This is a genomic window from Xenorhabdus sp. XBWT, from assembly GCF_059072735.1.
Window position 1 is genome coordinate 3,745,042 of sequence record NZ_CM180990.1, and the last position, 19,551, is coordinate 3,764,592.

14 protein-coding genes and 1 pseudogene are annotated in these 19,551 nt (G+C 43.2%); 8 read left to right on the forward strand and 7 right to left on the reverse strand.

Translation table 11 applies throughout. The annotated features are described in order from the left end of the window. Nucleotides 1–3: 3 nt before the first annotated feature. From AC5JQI_RS16320 to sbcD, 4 genes and pseudogenes are all read right to left on the reverse strand, one after another. Nucleotides 4–441, reverse strand: a complete 438-nt coding sequence (locus tag AC5JQI_RS16320; RefSeq protein WP_493912928.1) for a VapA/VapB family virulence-associated protein — start codon at nt 439–441, stop codon at nt 4–6. Between the two features lie 344 nt (nt 442–785). Continuing rightward, a pseudogene (locus tag AC5JQI_RS16325) lies at nt 786–883 on the reverse strand (IS1595 family transposase); the annotation flags it as partial. 263 nt (nt 884–1,146) lie between these two features. After that, nucleotides 1,147–4,833: an AAA family ATPase gene (locus tag AC5JQI_RS16330; RefSeq protein ID WP_493912929.1), complete on the reverse strand. Its 3,687-nt coding sequence runs from the start codon at nt 4,831–4,833 to the stop codon at nt 1,147–1,149. A gap of 17 nt (nt 4,834–4,850) precedes the next feature. Continuing rightward, nucleotides 4,851–6,068: an exonuclease subunit SbcD gene (gene sbcD, locus AC5JQI_RS16335; RefSeq protein ID WP_493912930.1), complete on the reverse strand. Its 1,218-nt coding sequence runs from the start codon at nt 6,066–6,068 to the stop codon at nt 4,851–4,853. 271 nt (nt 6,069–6,339) lie between these two features. Between sbcD and phoB the strand changes: the two genes are divergently transcribed. From phoB to brnQ, 3 genes are all read left to right on the forward strand, one after another. Further along, a complete protein-coding gene (phoB, locus tag AC5JQI_RS16340) occupies nt 6,340–7,029 on the forward strand; it encodes a phosphate regulon transcriptional regulator PhoB (RefSeq protein ID WP_275384425.1) in 690 nt (229 codons plus the stop codon). Between the two features lie 121 nt (nt 7,030–7,150). After that, nucleotides 7,151–8,446 carry a phosphate regulon sensor histidine kinase PhoR gene (phoR, locus tag AC5JQI_RS16345; protein ID WP_493912931.1) on the forward strand — a complete coding sequence of 432 codons (1,296 nt, stop codon included), beginning with the start codon at nt 7,151–7,153 and terminating at the stop codon, nt 8,444–8,446. Nucleotides 8,447–8,842: 396 nt separating this feature from the next. Further along, complete coding sequence (brnQ, locus tag AC5JQI_RS16350) at nt 8,843–10,183, forward strand: branched-chain amino acid transport system II carrier protein (protein ID WP_493912932.1); 1,341 nt, start codon at nt 8,843–8,845, stop codon at nt 10,181–10,183. A gap of 162 nt (nt 10,184–10,345) precedes the next feature. Here brnQ and ggt read toward each other — a convergent pair whose 3' ends face one another. The 3 genes from ggt to AC5JQI_RS16365 form a co-directional block, all read right to left on the reverse strand. Continuing rightward, nucleotides 10,346–12,106, reverse strand: a complete 1,761-nt coding sequence (ggt, locus tag AC5JQI_RS16355) for a gamma-glutamyltransferase (protein ID WP_493912933.1) — start codon at nt 12,104–12,106, stop codon at nt 10,346–10,348. A gap of 236 nt (nt 12,107–12,342) precedes the next feature. Further along, nucleotides 12,343–12,945 carry a peroxiredoxin C gene (locus AC5JQI_RS16360; RefSeq protein ID WP_092553088.1) on the reverse strand — a complete coding sequence of 201 codons (603 nt, stop codon included), beginning with the start codon at nt 12,943–12,945 and terminating at the stop codon, nt 12,343–12,345. Nucleotides 12,946–13,100: 155 nt separating this feature from the next. Next, nucleotides 13,101–13,724: an acyl carrier protein phosphodiesterase gene (locus AC5JQI_RS16365; protein ID WP_493912934.1), complete on the reverse strand. Its 624-nt coding sequence runs from the start codon at nt 13,722–13,724 to the stop codon at nt 13,101–13,103. 104 nt (nt 13,725–13,828) lie between these two features. On the opposite strand from AC5JQI_RS16365, the gene queA reads away from it, so the two are divergent. The 5 genes from queA to secF all read left to right on the forward strand — a co-directional run bounded on the left by queA (nt 13,829) and on the right by secF (nt 19,543). Then, on the forward strand, nt 13,829–14,944 hold the full coding sequence (gene queA, locus AC5JQI_RS16370) for a tRNA preQ1(34) S-adenosylmethionine ribosyltransferase-isomerase QueA (protein WP_493912935.1): 1,116 nt from the start codon (nt 13,829–13,831) through the stop codon (nt 14,942–14,944). 97 nt (nt 14,945–15,041) lie between these two features. Next, a complete protein-coding gene (gene tgt / locus AC5JQI_RS16375; RefSeq protein WP_493912936.1) occupies nt 15,042–16,166 on the forward strand; it encodes a tRNA guanosine(34) transglycosylase Tgt in 1,125 nt (374 codons plus the stop codon). 184 nt (nt 16,167–16,350) lie between these two features. Continuing rightward, nucleotides 16,351–16,689, forward strand: a complete 339-nt coding sequence (gene yajC, locus AC5JQI_RS16380; protein WP_047962359.1) for a preprotein translocase subunit YajC — start codon at nt 16,351–16,353, stop codon at nt 16,687–16,689. A gap of 27 nt (nt 16,690–16,716) precedes the next feature. After that, nucleotides 16,717–18,564, forward strand: coding sequence for a protein translocase subunit SecD (gene secD, locus AC5JQI_RS16385; RefSeq protein ID WP_237386239.1), 1,848 nt, complete (start codon nt 16,717–16,719; stop codon nt 18,562–18,564). Nucleotides 18,565–18,574: 10 nt separating this feature from the next. Then, entirely contained in the window at nt 18,575–19,543 is a 969-nt protein-coding gene (gene secF / locus AC5JQI_RS16390) for a protein translocase subunit SecF (RefSeq protein ID WP_493912937.1), read from the forward strand. The last annotated feature ends 8 nt before the right edge of the window (nt 19,544–19,551 follow it).

A 19,551-nucleotide genomic window follows, 5' to 3' on the forward strand; every position in this document is an offset into this window, starting at 1 on the left:
TTATTAAGACCAATGACCGCTACCTTTACCTACACCTATCATTGGTTTTCCAATTCCTTCAAAATACCCAACAGGTAAATACGATGAATTTAAAAAGGTTATAGAAACTCCACCTGCCGTATCACCTATAATATAATTATTTCCTTCTTCAATAAGTGTGTCAATATCAGCTAGAATATAACCATCAAAGCTTGATATACCTAATGATTCTACTCCCCAAGCTGCCCCTTTAAATTTTTTTTCAATATCAAGAGATAATTCAAGAGTTGTGTAAAAAATATCACTATCTAGATATGCGGTGCCCGAATAACTACCCATACTAAAGTTTAATAATTTTTCTTTAATATTATTAATGGTGTTGTCATCCAGTTTTCCAGCCAGGATTTTGGTGATGTTTTTGAAGGTTTCTAACCTATTTTCTATAGAGAATGAATTTTTCATAAAATTAAACCTGTGTGTTTTTTAGTAATGAATTGATTAAATAATATAATGAATTACCAGTTTTATAGCTAAGTGTTGATTTCATTATTTTATATTAACAATAATGCGTTATGTGATTTTATCAAAAAGGTTTTTTATTTATTATAAATATAGATTACTCTCCGTCTTTTAGTTTTATTTAATAGGATTTACTTTCCACAAAGGTATAGATTTAAACCTATTTAAATGTGAATGTTTATAGTTGATGCTTTAAATATTACTTATACTAAAAGTATAGTATGAGTAATAGTATTTTCAACAAAAAATAAATTTTTTGGGGCTGTCCTAGATAATAGCTAAATATTTCACTTAACTATTTGTTTTAAAAGAGTTAATTGTTTTTTATCCCCGGAGTGTTAAATCGCCACCCACATTCCTTCAGATATAGGTCAAAATGAGCCTCGCAGCTAACGATCTTTGCACGAAGCAGCTGTAACAGTGGCTAGCCATCAGCTCATGTTGAATTCCCTTTTGCCATTGACTGACTGTCTTTTTTTCCCCACATGTGGGGACCCTGTATTTATCTCATTCGCGTTATTGACGATATTTTATTTTAGCCCCAAATTAGATGGTGGTGGATGAGGTCTCGATCGTATCAAAGTTGTTTTTTTAGCTTCTGGCAATTGGATCGTTCAGATGATTGCCAAACTTTAGTCATTCATGTAATTAAGTCAAAACCCGAAACTCTGGCGCTAATTGGCTGAAACCCAATCCATTATTTTTTTCTACCTTAATTTGAACAGGGATACGCTCTTTTAATGCCTCTACATGGCTTATTATCCCAATAGTTTTCCCTGACGCATTAAGGTGATCCAAAGCATCCAGAGCGATATCAAGAGTTTCAGGATCCAGTGTGCCAAAACCTTCATCAAGGAACAAAGATTCTATCTGTGTTTTGTTGCTCACCAGATCAGACAAGGCGAGAGCAAGGGCAAGGCTGACAAGAAAACTTTCCCCACCGGAAAGGGTTTTGGTATCCCGAACTGCATCCGCCTGCCAGATATCAACAACTTGTAATTCCAACCCGCCGTCATCTTTACGTTGTAAGTAGTAACGACCATGTAATTTTTCCAATCGGATATTTGCCAGATGTACAAGATGATCTAATGTCAACCCTTGGGCAAAACGACGGAATTTAGCGCCATCAGCGGAACCAATAAGATTATTGAGATAACTCCAGTCATTATAATTTTGTTGTGAGAGTGCGATTTGCGCCAGTAACTGTTGTTGTTGCTGTCGGCGGGTTGCATCGCTGTTGAGCAGGATTCTGACCTCGCCTTGTTGCTGGTTATTGTGTTTTAACTTAGCTTCAGCCCCGGTCTGCATGGTTAATAATTGCTCGGCCTCATACTGCTCAGACAATTGCGGCTGTGTTTCCGTATGCTGCTGTAATGCAACTTCAGATCCATGATGTCGGGTTCTGGCTTGCAATTGTTGTTGTTCAAGTTTTTCTTGTAACTGTTGCAATTTTTCCCGTTGTTCCGGCTCCAATAAAACACGCTCAAAGGATGGTTGATCAAGAAAACCTTGTTGTGCTAATCCGGACTGGAAGTGGTTAACGGCAAGTTTATGGCTGGATTCAGCTGAGGTGTGGCTTTTTTCAATTTCACTGGCAGCGCCAGTTAATTGGCTCATTTTATTTTGTAATTGTTGTAAGTGAGAAGCAGCCTGTTTGTGAGCAGTTTCAAGTTCATTGGTTTTTTGTTGTAAGCCCTGACGAACGTCAGTAATGGTTTGCTCACCAAATAAATTGTGACGTTCCTGACGGGTTTGCTCCAATAACTGTTTTTGTTGCTGTTGTTGCTCATTCAAGCCATGAAGGTGGATGGCAAGCTTATTTTTTTGCTTTTCCAATTCATTGAGTTGGCTTTGCAGGGCTGCTTGTTCTTTTTGTAGTTGCTGCCATCTTTCGCGTGAATCGCGGTAATTTTTTAATTCTTGTTCACGTTGTTGCAGCCATTTTTCTGCTTCTTGGTAAGAAGGCAGTGTGAAAGGCGTCGATTGCAATTCAGTATTTAATTGTTGTGCTGTTACCGCATAATCAGCTTCTGTCTGACAAATCTCTGCAGTTTTTTCTGACAATTTTTTTTGAGCGGTATCCAGCTTGAATTTAGCCAGTTCAATATTCTTTTCGTATGTTTGAGATTGTTCACGGTTGGCGGTTAGCGTTTTTTCCGCTGTTTGATAGATTTTTTCTGCCTGCGAAAGTGCTTGCTGTTGGCTCAGATATTGCTGATAAGCGAATTGTCGCTGGCTGATAAAGTGATTAACCGATTCTGTATCCATCAGTAAGTCAATGGACTGTAATAACTGGCAATGATGCTCCCACTGTTTAGTGAATCCCGTCAATGTATCGTTGAATTGCGCGATATTTTGCTGCAATTGTTCGCAATGTTGTTGCTGGATCTGCTGTTTTTGCTGTAGCGCTGTCCGATTTTCTTGCAGTTGCCCAATTTGTTGGCGCAGGCTTTTCAATCGTTCCTCTGACTGCGGCAAGGCAATACTCTGGTATTCACTAATTAGGGGATGGTGAGTTGAACCACAAAGTGGGCAGGATTCCCCTTCTTTTAATAGTGCTCGTTCTTTTTCCAGACTGACAATCCGTTGTTCTAAGCGTATACGATTGTCGAGATCGTCATAATGTTGCTGTTTTTCTGCTAATTGTTGGTTGGCAGTAGCGATCTGATCCGGCAAGAGTTTGAGGCACTCCTGAGATTGTATTAGTTTGGTTTGATCGTCTGCGATCGCTCTGTCTAATTGCTGGATCTGGGGCAGCAAGATCTCCAGCTGATTCTGTGATGTCAGTTGTTTCTGATAATTTTCTATATTTTTCTGTAACTGTTCCAACGGATGCTTTTGTTGCAAAACAGTGAGTTGGTTTTCAACCTTGATAAGGTTATTGCGCAATATTTGGTTTTGTTCTTGCTGTTTAGCCAATTCTGCATTCAGCTTGTTTAAATGATCGGTTTCGTGAGTGATCTCTCGGGTAATTTGCTGGGTATTTTGCGTGAATTGGTTTATTTTCGTCTGTCGTTCTTGCTGACGGGTAATTAATTGCTTCCATTCAGCCAGCTTGCTGTCCAAATTGTGGTAATAGGGATGTTGCTCGTAATAGGACTCCAGCTTTTTCTGCTCTTTATTCAGTGTGGTTGTATGATCTTGCGTGGTTTGGTACTGGATTAGGATGTCAGAATACTCGCGGTTTTGTCTGGTTATTTCTTTCTCAAGTGCCAGCCGTTCTTTTGATTGAATATCAATTTTATGATCGAGTAGCATTACTTGCTCTGAGATGAGCTTTTCCTGCTGATTTTGAAATTGTTGATGCTCTTCCCGCGTTTTTTCTGAATGAACCAATAGCTGTTCCGCAGGTTGCAGTAATGCTTGCTGCTGCCGGCGCTCATTTTCTATTTTTGTATGTTGCTCAATAAGCCGCTGTTTTTCATCAAGAGTACGATTTTGGGCATCCCATAATGAGCGGATTTTTTCTGCGGGTTCGCTGTCTGCAAGTTGTTGTAATTGGGGATGTGCTACCTGAATAGCCTGCTCAGCCTGTTGCAAAAGTGACGTATTATGTGACAGTGATTGTTGAAGTTCATTGCGTCGGTAAAGCCACTGTTCAGCTATTTGTAATGCTTTTATTTGCTGGCTGAGCTGGGTTTCTTCTGTAATAAGCTGCTGTTGTTGGCTTTGGTATGCTTGTTGCTGTTCTGGTGTGAGCAATTCAATAGAAGATGCTTTGGCTTGCTGAATATTGAGTTCAGATTGTGCTTCTTTATGGCGCTGATAAATTTCCTGGGACAGGATGCCGTAAATTTCTGTTCCAGTTAGTTCTTCAAGAAGGTCTGCCCGATCTTTATCTTGTGCATTCAGGAATGCGGCAAAATTCCCCTGTGATAAGAGAATGGATTTAGTAAAACGGCTAAAATCCAGACCTGTTATTTCGGCAATTTTCTCTTTTTTATCCCGGATCTTATCTGCCAAAATCTTACCGCTTTTTTTATCTGCCAATTCAACCTTCGGCTCCTGAAGTTTGCCATCAGCTTTATTGCGGGCACGGCGTTGGCTCCAGAATGCCCGATAAGCGATACCTTTGACTTCGAATTCCACCTCAGCAAGACATTCGGCAGTATGGTGCGTCATTAATTCATTTTGGGTTGTGGAAATAGTCTCTAATCGTGGTGTTTCATGATAGAGAGCAAGACAAATGGCATCCAGCAAGGAGGTTTTGCCCGCGCCGGTTGAACCCATAATGGCAAATAATCCGTTGCTGGCAAATGGCTCTGCTGTAAAGTCAATTTTCCATTCTCCTTTCAGGGAATTGATATTTTTCAGTCGTAAGCTAAGAATTTTCATGGAATTTGTTCTTTTTGTTAGTGCTGAGAAATATCATCCAGCGTTTGCTTAAACAGGGTAGTCAGGCGTTGTTTTTGAGAAAGATCGTCCATTTCGGCCAGTGCCAGACGCCGTTCAAAAACTTCTTCCACACTCAGTTCAGTGAGTGTTTCTTTATTTTGTTCAGACAATGACAGTTGACGGGCGCTTTTGCTGCGGCGTAGCAGGATAATTTCTACAGGCAACCCTTCGCTCAGGGTTTGGATGCGCTTTTGGATATCGTGAAGATAATCTTGGGTTGCAACTTCAATATCAAGCCAAACAGGACGTTCTCCTTGATACTCTTTGAACGCCTGCAATTGTTCTTCTATTTGCGTAAGGTTGCCACGAATAAGCTGCATAGGCTGATAGCGCGGAATCGGCAAGAGTGTAATGCTCCCGAGTTTATCTGCCTTAAAGTCAACCAGACACACACTTTTTTCCTGATTTACCTCATCAAAACTCAGGGGAATGGGGGAGCCACTGTAGCGAATGTGCTCTGATTTTCCGATGACCTGCGGACGGTGGATATGCCCGAGTGCGATATAGTCAGCAGGCGGGAATGCCTGTGCGGGAAAAGCATCCAGAGTGCCGATGTAAATATCACGAACAGAATCCGTGGTAGAGGCGCCCACGGTGGTAAGATGCCCGGTAGCAATGATTGGCAAGGATTGAGCAAGTTGTTCCCGCAATGCACAGGCCTGTTGATAAAGTTGGTGGTAGTGTTTGGTAATGGCATCCTGTAACGTTTGCTGTTTTTGAATGCCAGACTGCCCGGCCTGACTGGTCATGATATCCCGTGGACGAAGGTAGGGGATCGCACAGAGAACTGCCCCCGGATTACCATCCTTATTATTCAGTACCTTTATTTGCTGTTCTGTGCTTTCGGGTTCAGCGCTGGCAATCACCGTCGTATTCAGGTAGGAAAGCAGGGCTTTTGATTCATTGAGCGTAGCGACGGAATCATGGTTTCCCCCGAGAATGACTAGCTGACAGCCTGTAGGCTGTAGCGCTACGATAAATTTATTGTAAAGTTCACGGGCATAGCTGGGAGGGGCACCTGTATCAAAAATATCTCCAGCAATAATTAATGCATCAACCTGATGTTGTATGATTTTTTCAATAAGCCACTGTAAAAAATGCTTATGTTCCGCAGCACGGTTCTTGGTAAAGAAATATTGGCCAAGATGCCAGTCCGATGTATGAATGATTCGCATATTTTATCACCTATGCTCTCTCTTACCCATGATAAGCGTTAATTATAATGGGTGTATAAGGGATGTCCTGCGCAATTTGATTTCCATAATTGAATTTTCGAGCAAATTCGCATTTACAATTGAAATATGACAAAAACGTAATGCATTCACTGTGAATGAGTTTGCAGCTTGATAATTGAGGTATAAGGGTTTTCATAAAATTGTCATAAAATTGACTCATAATGACACAAAGTGAATGTTTCTGACTTCAATGATATTGGCAGGATCAACCATGGTTAAACGTATTTTGGTAGTTGAAGATGAAGTACCGATTCGTGAAATGGTTTGTTTTGTACTGGAACAAAACGGTTATCAGGCCGTTGAAGCCGAAGATTATGATATGGCAATAGGGAGATTATCAGAACCTTATCCCGATTTAGTGTTATTAGACTGGATGCTTCCCGGAGGTTCGGGAATACAACTTATTAAGCAAATGAAGAGGGATAATAATACCAAAACAATCCCTGTCATTATGGTAACAGCACGCGCAGAAGAAGAAGATCGGGTGCGTGGACTTGATATCGGGGCTGATGATTATATCACTAAGCCCTTTTCACCCAAGGAATTGGTTGCTCGCGTTAAAGCTGTTCTTCGGCGAATATCGCCTATGGAGGTTGATGAGGTTATTGATATGGATGGGTTAACACTGGACCCATCATCTCATCGTGTTTCCAGTCAGGGGCAGAATGTGGAAATGGGACCAACTGAGTTCAAACTTCTCCACTTTTTTATGACTCATCCAGAACGGGTTTATAGCCGCGAGCAGTTACTTGATTATGTGTGGGGAACGAATGTTTATGTGGAAGATCGCACTGTTGATGTGCACATCCGACGTTTGCGTAAGGCTTTAGAAGTCGGTAAGCACGACAAAATGGTACAGACTGTTCGTGGCACAGGATATCGTTTTTCTACCCGTTATTGACGGTGCTGAATTCGTTTATTGTTGATTGGTCATGTTGGTTTGAATGACTGTAACTGAGTAGTGGGTGGTTTAGGGTAATAGAAGTTTCGGGTAATAATGTTTTCATGCTGGAGAAAATAGTGTGCTTGAGCGTTTATCTTGGAAAAAATTGGTCTGGGGCCTTGTGCTTTTTTGTCTGCCTGCGGTCATTTTGTCTCTTTTTGTCGGTCATCTGGCATGGTTACTCGTTATTGCACTATTTCTGGCACTGGGATGGCATGGCTATAACTTGCTGAAGTTATCCGATTGGCTATGGCTGGATCGCAGTTCGTTACCTCCTGCGGGGAGAGGGGGATGGGAGCCTATTTTTTATGGTATCTATCAGATGCAACAGCGTAATCGTAAACGGCGTCGTGAACTCGCGTTATTGATCAAACGGTTTCGCAGTGGCGCAGAATCATTGCCGGATGCCATCGTGATACTTACTACGGAAGGTAACATTTTCTGGTGTAACCGCTTAGCCCAACATTTACTTGGGTTTCGCTGGCCGGATGATAATGGTCAGCATATTTTCAATTTACTTCGTTACCCCGATTTCAGCCGCTATATCATGGCAAATGATTTTTCCCGTCCTTTATCCATTGAGCTGAATAACGGAAATATGATGGAGTTTCGATTCATGCCTTATTCAGAAAAGCAGTTATTGATGGTGGCGCGTGATATTACTCAAAAAAGATTGTTGGAAAACGCCAGACGGGATTTCTTCGCCAATGTCAGCCATGAGTTAAGAACGCCGCTCACCGTGCTTCAAGGCTATTTAGAGATGATGCAGGATCAAGAGCTTGATAGTAAAGCCAGCCAGAAAGCTGTCAGTACCATGCAGGAGCAAATCTGGAGAATGGACAGTCTGGTTAAGCAACTGCTGCATCTTTCCAAAATTGAAGCAGGACCACAAGTTGACATGAATGAGATTGTTGATGTTCCCGCTTTCTTGACTTTATTGCGGAAAGAAGCATTAACCTTGGGAAATAATCAGTACGATATTGTGTTTAATATCGATAAAAAACTGAAAGTTTTTGGAAATGAAGATCAGTTGCGCAGTGCTATGTCGAATCTTGTCTATAACGCCATCAACCATACTCCTTTGGGAACAAGAATTGAAGTGAGTTGGCAAAGTGTCTCTCAGGGAGCGCTGTTTAAGGTGGAGGATAATGGCGGTGGGATTGGTGCGGAACATTTACCACGCCTGACAGAACGTTTTTACCGCGTAGATCGCGCACGTTCGCGGCAAACGGGCGGTAGTGGGCTGGGGCTTGCGATAGTGAAACATGCCCTGCATCACTACAATACTCATCTCGACATTTCGAGCGTATTAGGAAAAGGTTCTACTTTTAGCTTTCTATTGATATCTAGACTTATCGTTTCATCTAAAAAATAGTTTATATAAAAAATAATAAGTTACATGGAATTAAATGGTAACAAAACGGAAAAAATGATTTATTAATCAATATGACTGGAAAAAGTACAAATCATATAGTGTGTATTCAATGATAGATAACAATAATCACTAATTTTAAAAATTAGTTTGGAATATTATTCTGGTTTTTGGTTTGTCGCTTGCCTTTTGACACTATAAAAGTTTTACTTGGGGGCAGTTGTTGGCGATTCTAGCTACTATTATCACTATCGTTCTGTATCTTGCGATTATCAGTGAATATTATGTTGATCACTGACTGTTACATCAGAATTCAGTCTCGCCGGTGAAAATTCAAGTGCTTGCGTTAGTTACTATCGCGCATGCAATTCTTTTGGCAAAAATACATTAATAATAATTATGGCATACCGTTTATCATCTAAGGATATTTGGGCATTAGGCTTTATGACCTTTGCCTTGTTCGTTGGTGCGGGAAATATTATTTTCCCGCCTATGGTTGGCTTGCAGGCAGGAGAACATGTTTGGATAGCAGCTTTAGGCTTTTTGCTAACGGCTGTTGGCCTGCCAGTCATCACCGTAATTGCTTTAGCAAGAGTCGGTGGAGGTATTGAAGCACTCAGTTCGCCTATTGGTAAAACTGCGGGTCTGATTCTGGCAACTGTTTGTTATATGGCTGTCGGCCCTTTGTTTGCAACACCAAGAACCGCCACAGTTTCTTTCGAAGTAGGTATTGCACCGCTTACGGGCACAGGAGCACTTCCTCTATTTATCTATAGTGTTATTTATTTTGCGTTGGTGCTCCTGATTTCACTATATCCGGGTAAGTTGCTGGATAGCATCGGACATATACTGGCTCCGGTTAAAATTCTGGCGCTGGCGATTCTCGGCATTGCTGCTGTGTTATGGCCAGCAGGTAGCCCTATTCCTGCCGTTGAAACCTATCGAGAAATTCCATTCTCAAATGGTTTTGTCAATGGGTATTTGACGATGGATACATTGGCCGCGATGGTGTTCGGTATTATTATTGTCAATGCAGCTCGTTCTCGAGGAGTTGAAGCTTCTACTTTGCTGACTCGCTATGCTATGTGGGCAGGTTTGATTGCTGGTCTTGGTTTGGCTCTTGTGTATCTCTCTTTGTTCAAACTGGGGGAAAGCAGTGGCACATTGGTACCCACTGCTGAAAATGGCGCAGTCATTCTGCATGCTTATGTCCAGAATGTTTTTGGTAACTATGGCAGTTTCTTCCTTGCGATACTGATTTTCATTGCCTGCATGGTTACCGCTGTTGGTTTGACTTGCGCCTGTGCTGAGTTCTTCAGCCGTTATTTACCGTTGTCTTATCGTTCTCTGGTTCTGATTCTGGGCACTTTCTCCATGCTGGTGTCTAATTTGGGCCTGAGCCACTTGATTAAGTTTTCAATTCCAGTACTGACGGCAATTTACCCGCCATGTATTGTGCTGGTATTGCTGAGTTTTACCATAGACTGGTGGCGTAACTTTACACGTATTCTGGCTCCCGCCATGTCTGTCAGCTTATTGTTTGGCGTTTTGGATGCAGTAAAATCGTCTGAATACTTGTCCCACCTGTTACCAGAATGGACGAAACACTTGCTATTGGCTGATCAAGGGCTAGCGTGGCTACTGCCTACTTTGCTGTCTATTGTTGTGTGTGCTATCTATGACCGTATTGCGGGAGGCGTTAATCTCCCAAAGTATGAAGTTCAGCATGAAGAAAAGTAGAATAAAATAAGTTCACTACAGGCATTTATTCGCTAATTTTATTTATAATTCATGCAATGACATTAATGATAAGGGTGAGCATACTTAAGCTCCTCACCCTTGTTTATTTATTCTGATTGTCTTTTCAAGCCATAACTTACAATTCATTGCTTGCAGATGAAATCAATAGCCAATGGCAGCACCGGCAGGTCGCCGTACGTCATTGGAACCATAGATATAACCTTCACGGACAATCCCGGAGACGGATGAATCATTGCCGGATGATTCAGCAGTAACACCCGCAGCACCCGGTAATCCAATCATGATTAATTCCGTCGCTCCCCATGGGGTCTGTTCCACCATCTTGTAACCCATTTTTTCCAATAAGTTCAGGGTATCTTTCGATAGACCGCGTTGTTCGTAATAAACTTCATCTGGCAGCCATTGATGGTGAATGCGCGGACTGTTGACGGCTTCTTGTGGTGGCATATTGAAGTCAATGATATTCAGTGCACTTTGCAAAGTAATAGAGATAATGCGTGAACCTCCCGGAGAACCCAATACCAAGAAGATTTTTCCATCTTTGGTCACAAGTGTCGGACTCATTGATGATAGTGGGCGCTTACCTGGTGCAATTGAATTAGTTGCTCCTTGTATTAGGCCATACAAGTTTTTCTCACCTACTTTCGTTGTGAAATCGTCCATTTCGTCATTCAGGAAAAAGCCTGTTCCAGAAGGGATGACAACGGCACCAAAGCGTCCATTGATGGTATAGGTCGTTGATACGGCGTTACCGTCTTTATCTACTACGGAATAATGTGTGGTTTCTGGTTTTTCATGAGGAGGGATACCGGGTTGGACATTCTTTGATGGTGTAGCTTTGTTAGGTTCGATCTCTTTCCTAATGGATTCCGCATAGCTTTTGCTTAACAACCGATCAAGCGGGTTGTTAATAAATGCGGGATCGCCTAAGTAGGTATTTCTGTCCATATAAGCGTGGCGCATAGCCTCAGTCAAGGTGTGAATATAAGCAGCGGAATTGAATCCCATGGATTTAAGATCATAGCCTTCAACAATGTTTAATATTTCACATAATGTGACACCACCAGAGCTGGGTGGCGGGGAAGAGATAAATTTGTAACTACGATAACTACAGGTAACAGGGGCTGTCTCTGTAATATGGAAATTGGCGAAATCTGCCGCAGTAATAATTCCCCCTGACTTTTTCGATGTTTCTTCAACTAATTGAGGGATCTTACCGCGATAAAAAGCATCCGGCCCTTGTTTGGCAATCATTTCTAGCGTGTTGGCCAAATCGGTTTGAATGAGTCTGTCGCCCGGCTTGAATGGTGTGCCATCTTTGCGCAGGAAAATACGGGCCGCTTCAGGGTCTTGAGCAAAACGCTTAACTGCTGTGTCCAAAATATCGGTATCGCCACGGGTCAGAATATAGCCTTCACGTGCCAGTTTGATGGCCGGTGCCATGACTTGTTCGCGGCTCAATGTACCGTACTTTTTCAATGCCTCTTCAAAACCCATGACAGTGCCAGGTACGGCAACGGCTTTATAACCATACAGACTGGCACCTTTGATGATATTGCCATCTTTATCCAGATACATATTGGCGCTGGCGGCGGAGGGGGCAGTTTCACGGAAGTTGATGAAGGTATCTTTGCCATTGGCAAGGTGGATAGTCATAAAACCACCACCACCAATGTTGCCACAGCAGGGGTTGACGACTGCTTGGGCATAACCAACGGCAACAGCAGCATCAATGGCATTGCCTCCTATTTTGAGAATATCAATGCCAACTTGTGAAGCAAGGCGTTGTGAACTGACAACCATGCCTTGTTTGGCTTCAACAGCAGGTTCAGTGGCCGCATAAATGGGGGAAGATACAAGTAGGGATACAGCTATAAATGAAATTTTCCATGCTTTTAACATGTATTATTCTCCTGAATATGGAGTTGTTGTGAATGAATCAGATCATTTGCGGTGTTTTTGTTATCAACATGTGATTTACCTTATCGAAAGCTCAGGATTTTGGAAAGGTGATTTTTTGTACATAAGGCGATAAAACGGGGAATTTCAGGTAAGTTCGTTTGAGAGTCAAAAAAAACCAGCCGGTTGAACAGCTGGTTTGGAATGATTGATAATGGATTTGACGCTGAGAGAAACTATTACAGTTTGTCAGCGTTTTTAGTCAGGTATTTTGCTACGCCTTCAGGTGAAGCGCCCATGCCTTCTTGACCTTTGGCCCATTGTGCAGGACAAACTTCGCCGTGTTCTTCATGAAATTGCAGAGCGTCAACCATGCGAACCATTTCGTCGATGTTACGGCCCAGTGGCAGATCGTTAACAACTTGATGACGAACAACGCCATTTTTGTCAATCAGGAAAGAACCACGCAGAGCTACGCCAGCTTCTGGATGCTCAATACCGTAAGCTTTCATGATGTCGCGCTTGATGTCAGCAACCATTGGGTATTTAACTTCGCCGATACCACCTTCGCTGATTGGCGTTTTACGCCATGCGTTATGGACGAATTCAGAGTCGAAGGAAACGCCGACAACTTCAACACCACGTTTTTGGAATTCCTCGTAACGGTGATCGAAAGCGATCAGCTCAGAAGGACAAACAAAAGTGAAATCCATTGGCCAGAAGAAAATGACAGCAGCACGGCCATTCAGGTGTTTTTTCAGATTGAAGTTATCAACGATTTCACCATTGCCGAGAACAGCAGCAGCTGTAAAATCAGGGGCTTGGCGAGTTACTAAAACCATAATTGACTCCTGTGATTTTAAAAAGTCTTGTGTAGGAACGGGTTACAGAATAAGGAATTAGGGTATAGCAATAAAGGATAAAATACCAATTGATACAATAGATTTAACCTATCAATAATCTGTTTTTAATTCCTTTTAGCCTACATAAGATAAAGCTATTTGGAAAAAGTGCAAGGTTCTGGAGAAACTTCCTGTTTAAGGAAGTGCTTATTTGATGCCAATGCAGCCATCTGCGGATAGAACTCCCAAAACAGTGTTTCAAAATCAAGGTATTGCCTTTCTATATCCTGATATGATCCCGCTAATGCGGATAATTTCGGGCGTCTGCGGGCCATGCCTTGCAAGACGTTGGCAATGCATGACATATCCGCATAGCGGATGAGCAAGTTTTGTGACCAAAGATATCGGTTCATCTCTTGAAATTTCTCAGGAGTAGAATCAATATGAGGCTCTATTTCACAGCGGGCAAAATTGACAAACTCAGGTAAAGAGTAACTTTTTTCACACTTATCCCAGTGTAGGGAGAGAAAGTGATCCCAGATGATATCCAGAGTGATTGGGGCAACCCGACGATACTCGCAACGGAATAAGCTACGTGCCTCCACGACAAGTGGATGCTTATCCGTCAAGGTGTCTACCCGACGGTGCATACGGATACCCGCTACAATGTCAGAACTGAATAATCCTTCTGGAGAACCCCGGATGAAATCCGCCATCAAATTACCCAGTAAGGAACTTTCCGATAATGCAGCCAAATGAAGGTGTGCGAGAAAATTCATAGCGAGAGTATACCGCAAATCGTTAAACTAGGTGCTTCTTTGTTGCACCCTTGCGCTTGCAGCACTAGACTAGTCCGCCTGTTTTTTTGAATGATACAGATAAAATGCGTGTCGCTGATTTTACTTTTGAACTGCCAGAAGAGCTAATTGCTCACTATCCCCAGCCACAGCGAAGTGGTTGCCGCCTGCTTTCCCTTGATGGTGAAACAGGAAAGCTGACGCACGGTATTTTTACTGATGTGCTGGATAAGCTGAAAGCGGGTGATTTGTTGGTTTTCAATAATACCCGGGTGATCCCCGCGCGCCTGTTTGGCCGCAAAGCGACGGGTGGAAAATTGGAAGTGTTAGTCGAAAGGATGCTGGATAATAAGCGAGTGCTTGCTCACGTTCGCGCATCTAAAGCACCGAAAGAAGGCGCTGAGCTTATTCTTGGAGAAGATGTTCTCGGTGAAGATCGTAGTATTAAGGCAACAATGCTGGCACGTCACGATACTTTGTTTGAAATCCGTTTTGATGATTATCGTGATGTATTGACTATTTTGGATCAGATTGGTCATATGCCTCTGCCTCCTTATATTGCCCGCCCTGATGAAGATGCTGATCGGGAACTATATCAGACAGTCTATAATGAACGTCCGGGAGCAGTGGCTGCACCGACCGCCGGTTTGCATTTTGATGAGCCGCTTTTGGCTGCCCTGCGTGAAAAAGGCGTCGAAATGGCCTTTGTCACCCTGCATGTCGGCGCGGGTACTTTCCAGCCTGTACGTGTAGAAACCATTGAAGACCATACTATGCATGCCGAATACGCTGAAGTGCCGCAGGAAGTCGTGGATGCTGTGCTGGCATGTAAAGCACGTGGCAATAAAGTTATAGCGGTGGGAACAACGTCAGTCCGTTCATTGGAAAGTGCCGCCAAAGCTTGTCAGGACGGTATCATTGCCCCCTTCTTTGATGATACCCGAATCTTTATCTATCCTGGTTTTGAATACCAAGTGGTAGACGTATTGATTACCAATTTCCATCTGCCAGAATCCACGCTTATTATGTTGGTTTCTGCATTCGCCGGTTATAAAAACACCATGAATGCCTACAAAGAAGCGGTAACAGAAAAATATCGCTTTTTCAGTTATGGTGACGCAATGTTTATTAATCGCAACATGCTGGCATCAATAGATGCTGGTATCGAAAACAGCGGTGTAGCAATAAAAATATTGCAATAAACGATTTTGAAATCAAAATTATCGTCATTTCAGCTCCGCTGGTTTGAACGGTATCTAAACGTAGCATCAGACTGTTTTTCTGATATCTGGAGGTTAAGTGAAATTTGAGTTACAAAAGACGGATGGAAAGGCTCGTCGCGGTCGTCTGATTTTTGATCGTGGTGTGGTGGAAACCCCTGCGTTTATGCCAGTGGGAACTTACGGTACAGTAAAAGGAATGACACCGGAAGAAGTGAAAGAGACAGGAGCACAGATCCTGTTAGGAAATACTTTCCATCTTTGGTTGCGCCCGGGGCAGGAAATCATGAAATTACATGGTGACCTACATGATTTTATGCAGTGGCAGGGACCTATTCTGACCGATTCTGGTGGTTTTCAGGTCTTCAGTCTCGGAGCGATGCGAAAAATCAAGGAAGAAGGCGTTCATTTCCGCAACCCAATCAATGGAACGCCTGTTTTCCTCAGCCCAGAAAAATCGATGGAAATCCAATATGATTTGGGTTCCGATATTGTCATGATTTTTGATGAATGTACGCCATATCCGGCAGATTGGGATTATGCGAAGCGTTCTATGGAAATGTCATTGCGCTGGGCCGCGCGTAGTCGTCAACGCTTTGATGAACTGAATAATAAAAATGCCCTGTTCGGCATTATTCAGGGCAGTGTTTATGAAGATTTACGTGACGTTTCCGTAAAAGGGCTGGTGGAAATTGGTTTTGACGGCTACGCTGTGGGTGGTCTGGCTGTTGGTGAGCCAAAAGAAGACATGCACCGTATTCTGGAACATGTATGCCCGCAGATCCCACAGGATAAGCCTCGCTATCTAATGGGTGTCGGCAAACCGGAAGATTTAGTTGAAGGTGTTCGTCGTGGCATTGATATGTTTGACTGTGTAATGCCAACACGTAATGCCCGCAATGGTCATCTGTTTGTGACAGAAGGGGTTATCAAAATCCGCAATGCCAAACATAAAGAAGATACTTCTTCGCTGGATGAACATTGTGACTGTTATACTTGTCGGAATTATAGCCGCGCATATCTCCATCATCTTGATCGTTGTAACGAAATTCTTGGTGCAAGGCTGAATACAATACATAATTTAAAGTATTATCAGCGTCTGATGGCCGGAATTCGCAAAGCCATTGAAGAAGGCAAACTGGAACAGTTTGTTGAAGAGTTTTATCAGCAGATCGGTAAACCCGTTCCGCCGTTAAATATATAATTTGACGTGACTAATCAGCCTCAATATGTGTAGCATATTGGGCTGGTTTTTGATCGAGAAACTATCGATTTTTCGATAGTCATATTTTCGACAACAATATTTTTAACAACAATATTTTTGACAACATATCTTCGATAACAATGTCTTTAATAGCACTGTCTTCGATAACAATGAGGGAAATTTGATGAGTTTTTTTATTTCTGAAGCTGCGGCCGCTGCTGGTGCACCAGCGCAAGCTCAGGGTAACCCATATTCTCTGATTATCATGCTGGTTGTTTTCGGTCTGATTTTCTATTTCATGATCCTGCGTCCACAACAAAAACGCACTAAAGAACATAAAAAACTGATGGATTCCATCTCCAAAGGGGATGAAGTACTGACTTCTGGTGGTTTGGTTGGTCGTGTCTCTAAAGTGTCTGAAACTGGCTATGTTGTGATTGCCCTGAATGACACCACAGAAATAACTGTCAAACGTGACTTCGTTGCTGCCATTTTGCCGAAAGGTACAATGAAAGCTATTTAATTTCCGATTTTCCCGAAGGGAACTGCCGTGTTGAACCGTTATCCTTTGTGGAAGTATCTGATGCTGATCGCTGCGATCCTCATCGGTTTGCTTTATGCACTTCCCAACCTTTATGGTGAGGATCCGGCTGTACAAATCACTGGCGCGCGAGGCATCGCCGCCAGTGAAAAAACGCTGGACCAAGTCCGTAATGTTTTAGAAAAAGATCAAATCAAGAGCAAGTCCATTGCGTTGGAAAATGGAGCAATCCTTGCTCGTTTCAATAGTTCTGATGTTCAGCTCCGTGCCCGTGAAGCACTGGTCTCAGCGTTGGGTGAACAGTATGTTGTGGCATTGAACCTTGCTCCCGCAACGCCTGTCTGGTTAAGTAAAGTTGGTGCTGAGCCGATGAAACTGGGGCTTGACTTGCGTGGTGGTGTTCACTTCTTGATGGAAGTGGATATGGAAACTGCACTGAGCAAGTTACAAGAACAGAATATTGATAGTCTACGCATTGAGTTGCGTGATCAGGGCATAGCTTATTCTACTATCCGCAAAATTGATAATTACGGCGTTGAAGTTCGCTTTCGTGACAACGATGCACGTTCTAAAGCGGAAAGCTATCTTGAACCGCGTCATCGTGATTTAGTGTTTTCTACTGGTGCAAACAATACGCTGAAAGTTGTCATGAGTGACGAGCGTCTGCGTGAAGCCCGTTCTTATGCCGTCCAGCAAAACATCACCATCCTGCGTAACCGTGTTAACCAGCTTGGGGTTGCGGAGCCACTGGTTCAACGTCAGGGTGCAGACCGTATTGTTGTTGAATTGCCTGGTATCCAGGATACTGCCCGCGCGAAAGAGATCCTAGGCGCAACTGCAACTTTGGAATTCCGTCTGGTAAATACCAATGTTGATGAAAATGCTGCGCTTTCTGGCCGCATTCCGGCTGATTCAGAACTGCAATATACCCGCGATGGAAACCCTGTGGTGCTGTTCAAGCGTGTTATCCTGACAGGGGACCATATCACTGATTCTACCTCCAGCACAGATGAGAACGGCTATCCTCAGGTTAATATTTCTCTGGATAGTGCTGGTGGTACTGCGATGTCTAATTTCACCAAAGATAACCTGCAAAAACCAATGGCAACGCTGTTTGTGGAATACAAAGACAGCGGCAAGAAAGATGCCAATGGTCGTGCGACTTTGGTTAAGAAAGAAGAAGTTATTAATATCGCTACCATTCAGTCGCGTTTAGGTAACAGTTTCCGCATTACGGGTATTGGTAACCCGGCCGAAGCCCGCCAGTTATCATTGTTATTAAGGGCCGGGGCATTAATTGCACCAATCCAGATTGTGGAAGAACGCACTATTGGGCCAACTCTGGGCTTGCAGAATATTGAGCAGGGCCTTGAAGCGTGTTTGTGGGGCTTGATTGCTTCCATTCTGTTTATGGTAATTTACTATCGCAAGTTTGGTCTGATTGCGAGCAGTGCGTTGCTGGCTAACTTAGTGCTTATCGTCGGTATCATGTCTTTGCTGCCGGGAGCAACTCTGACTATGCCGGGGATTGCCGGTATCGTTCTGACACTTGCTGTAGCCGTGGATGCGAACGTATTGATCAACGAACGTATCAAAGAAGAGTTGCGTAATGGCCGTACAGTTCAGCAGGCAATTCATGAAGGTTACAAAGGCGCGTTTTCCAGTATCATCGATGCAAACCTGACTACGTTGATTACTGCGATCATCCTGTATGCAGTGGGCACTGGCTCTATCAAGGGCTTCGCGATCACCACGAGTATTGGTGTGGCGACTTCAATGTTCACTGCTATTGTGGGAACACGAGCAATCGTGAACTTGCTGTACGGTGGCAAGCGTATCAATAAGTTGTCAATTTAAGGAGCACGTTGTGGCACAGGATTATACTGTTGAACAATTAAACTATGGGCGTAGAGTCATTGACTTTATGCGCTGGGACAACGTTGCCTTTGGGATTTCGTTCCTGCTTTTGGTGGCTTCCATCGTTACGATGGGCGTTCGTGGGTTTAACTGGGGTCTTGATTTTACCGGTGGGACGGTCATTGAGATTAACCTGAGCAAGCCTGCGGATCTGGACAAAATGCGCGATAGCCTGACACAGAATGGTTTTTCTGATGCGCTTTTGCAAAATTTCGGCAGCAGTCGGGATGTGATGGTGCGTATGCCTCCAGTGGCAGGTAACGCAGGACAGGAACTGGGTAATAAGGTTATTTCCGTTATTAACCAGAATATTGATAACGATGCTACGGTTAAACGCGTAGAGTTCGTCGGTCCGAGTGTAGGAAGCGAACTGGCGCAAACCGGAGCAATGGCACTATTGGTTGCATTGATCTGTATCCTGATTTATGTCGGTTTCCGCTTTGAGTGGCGTTTGGCATTGGGAGCAGTGATTGCTCTTGCACATGACGTAATTATCACTCTGGGTATTCTGTCGTTGTTCCAGATTGAGGTTGACCTGACTATCGTTGCATCATTGATGTCCGTTATCGGTTATTCATTGAACGATAGTATTGTTGTGTCGGATCGTATTCGTGAAAACTTCCGCAAGATACGCCGTGGTACCTCTTATGAGATCATGAATGTTTCATTGACCCAGACTCTGAGTCGTACAATCATGACTTCAGCCACGACATTGCTGGTTGTGTTGATGCTGTACATTTTCGGTGGGGAAATGCTGAAAGGCTTCTCACTGGCAATGTTAATCGGTGTTTCCATCGGTACAGTTTCTTCCATCTATGTTGCTTCAGCATTGGCCTTGAAGCTGGGTATGAAACGTGAACATATGATTCAGCAGAAAGTTGAGAAAGAAGGGGCTGATCAGCCTTCCATACTTCCCTAATGTATTTA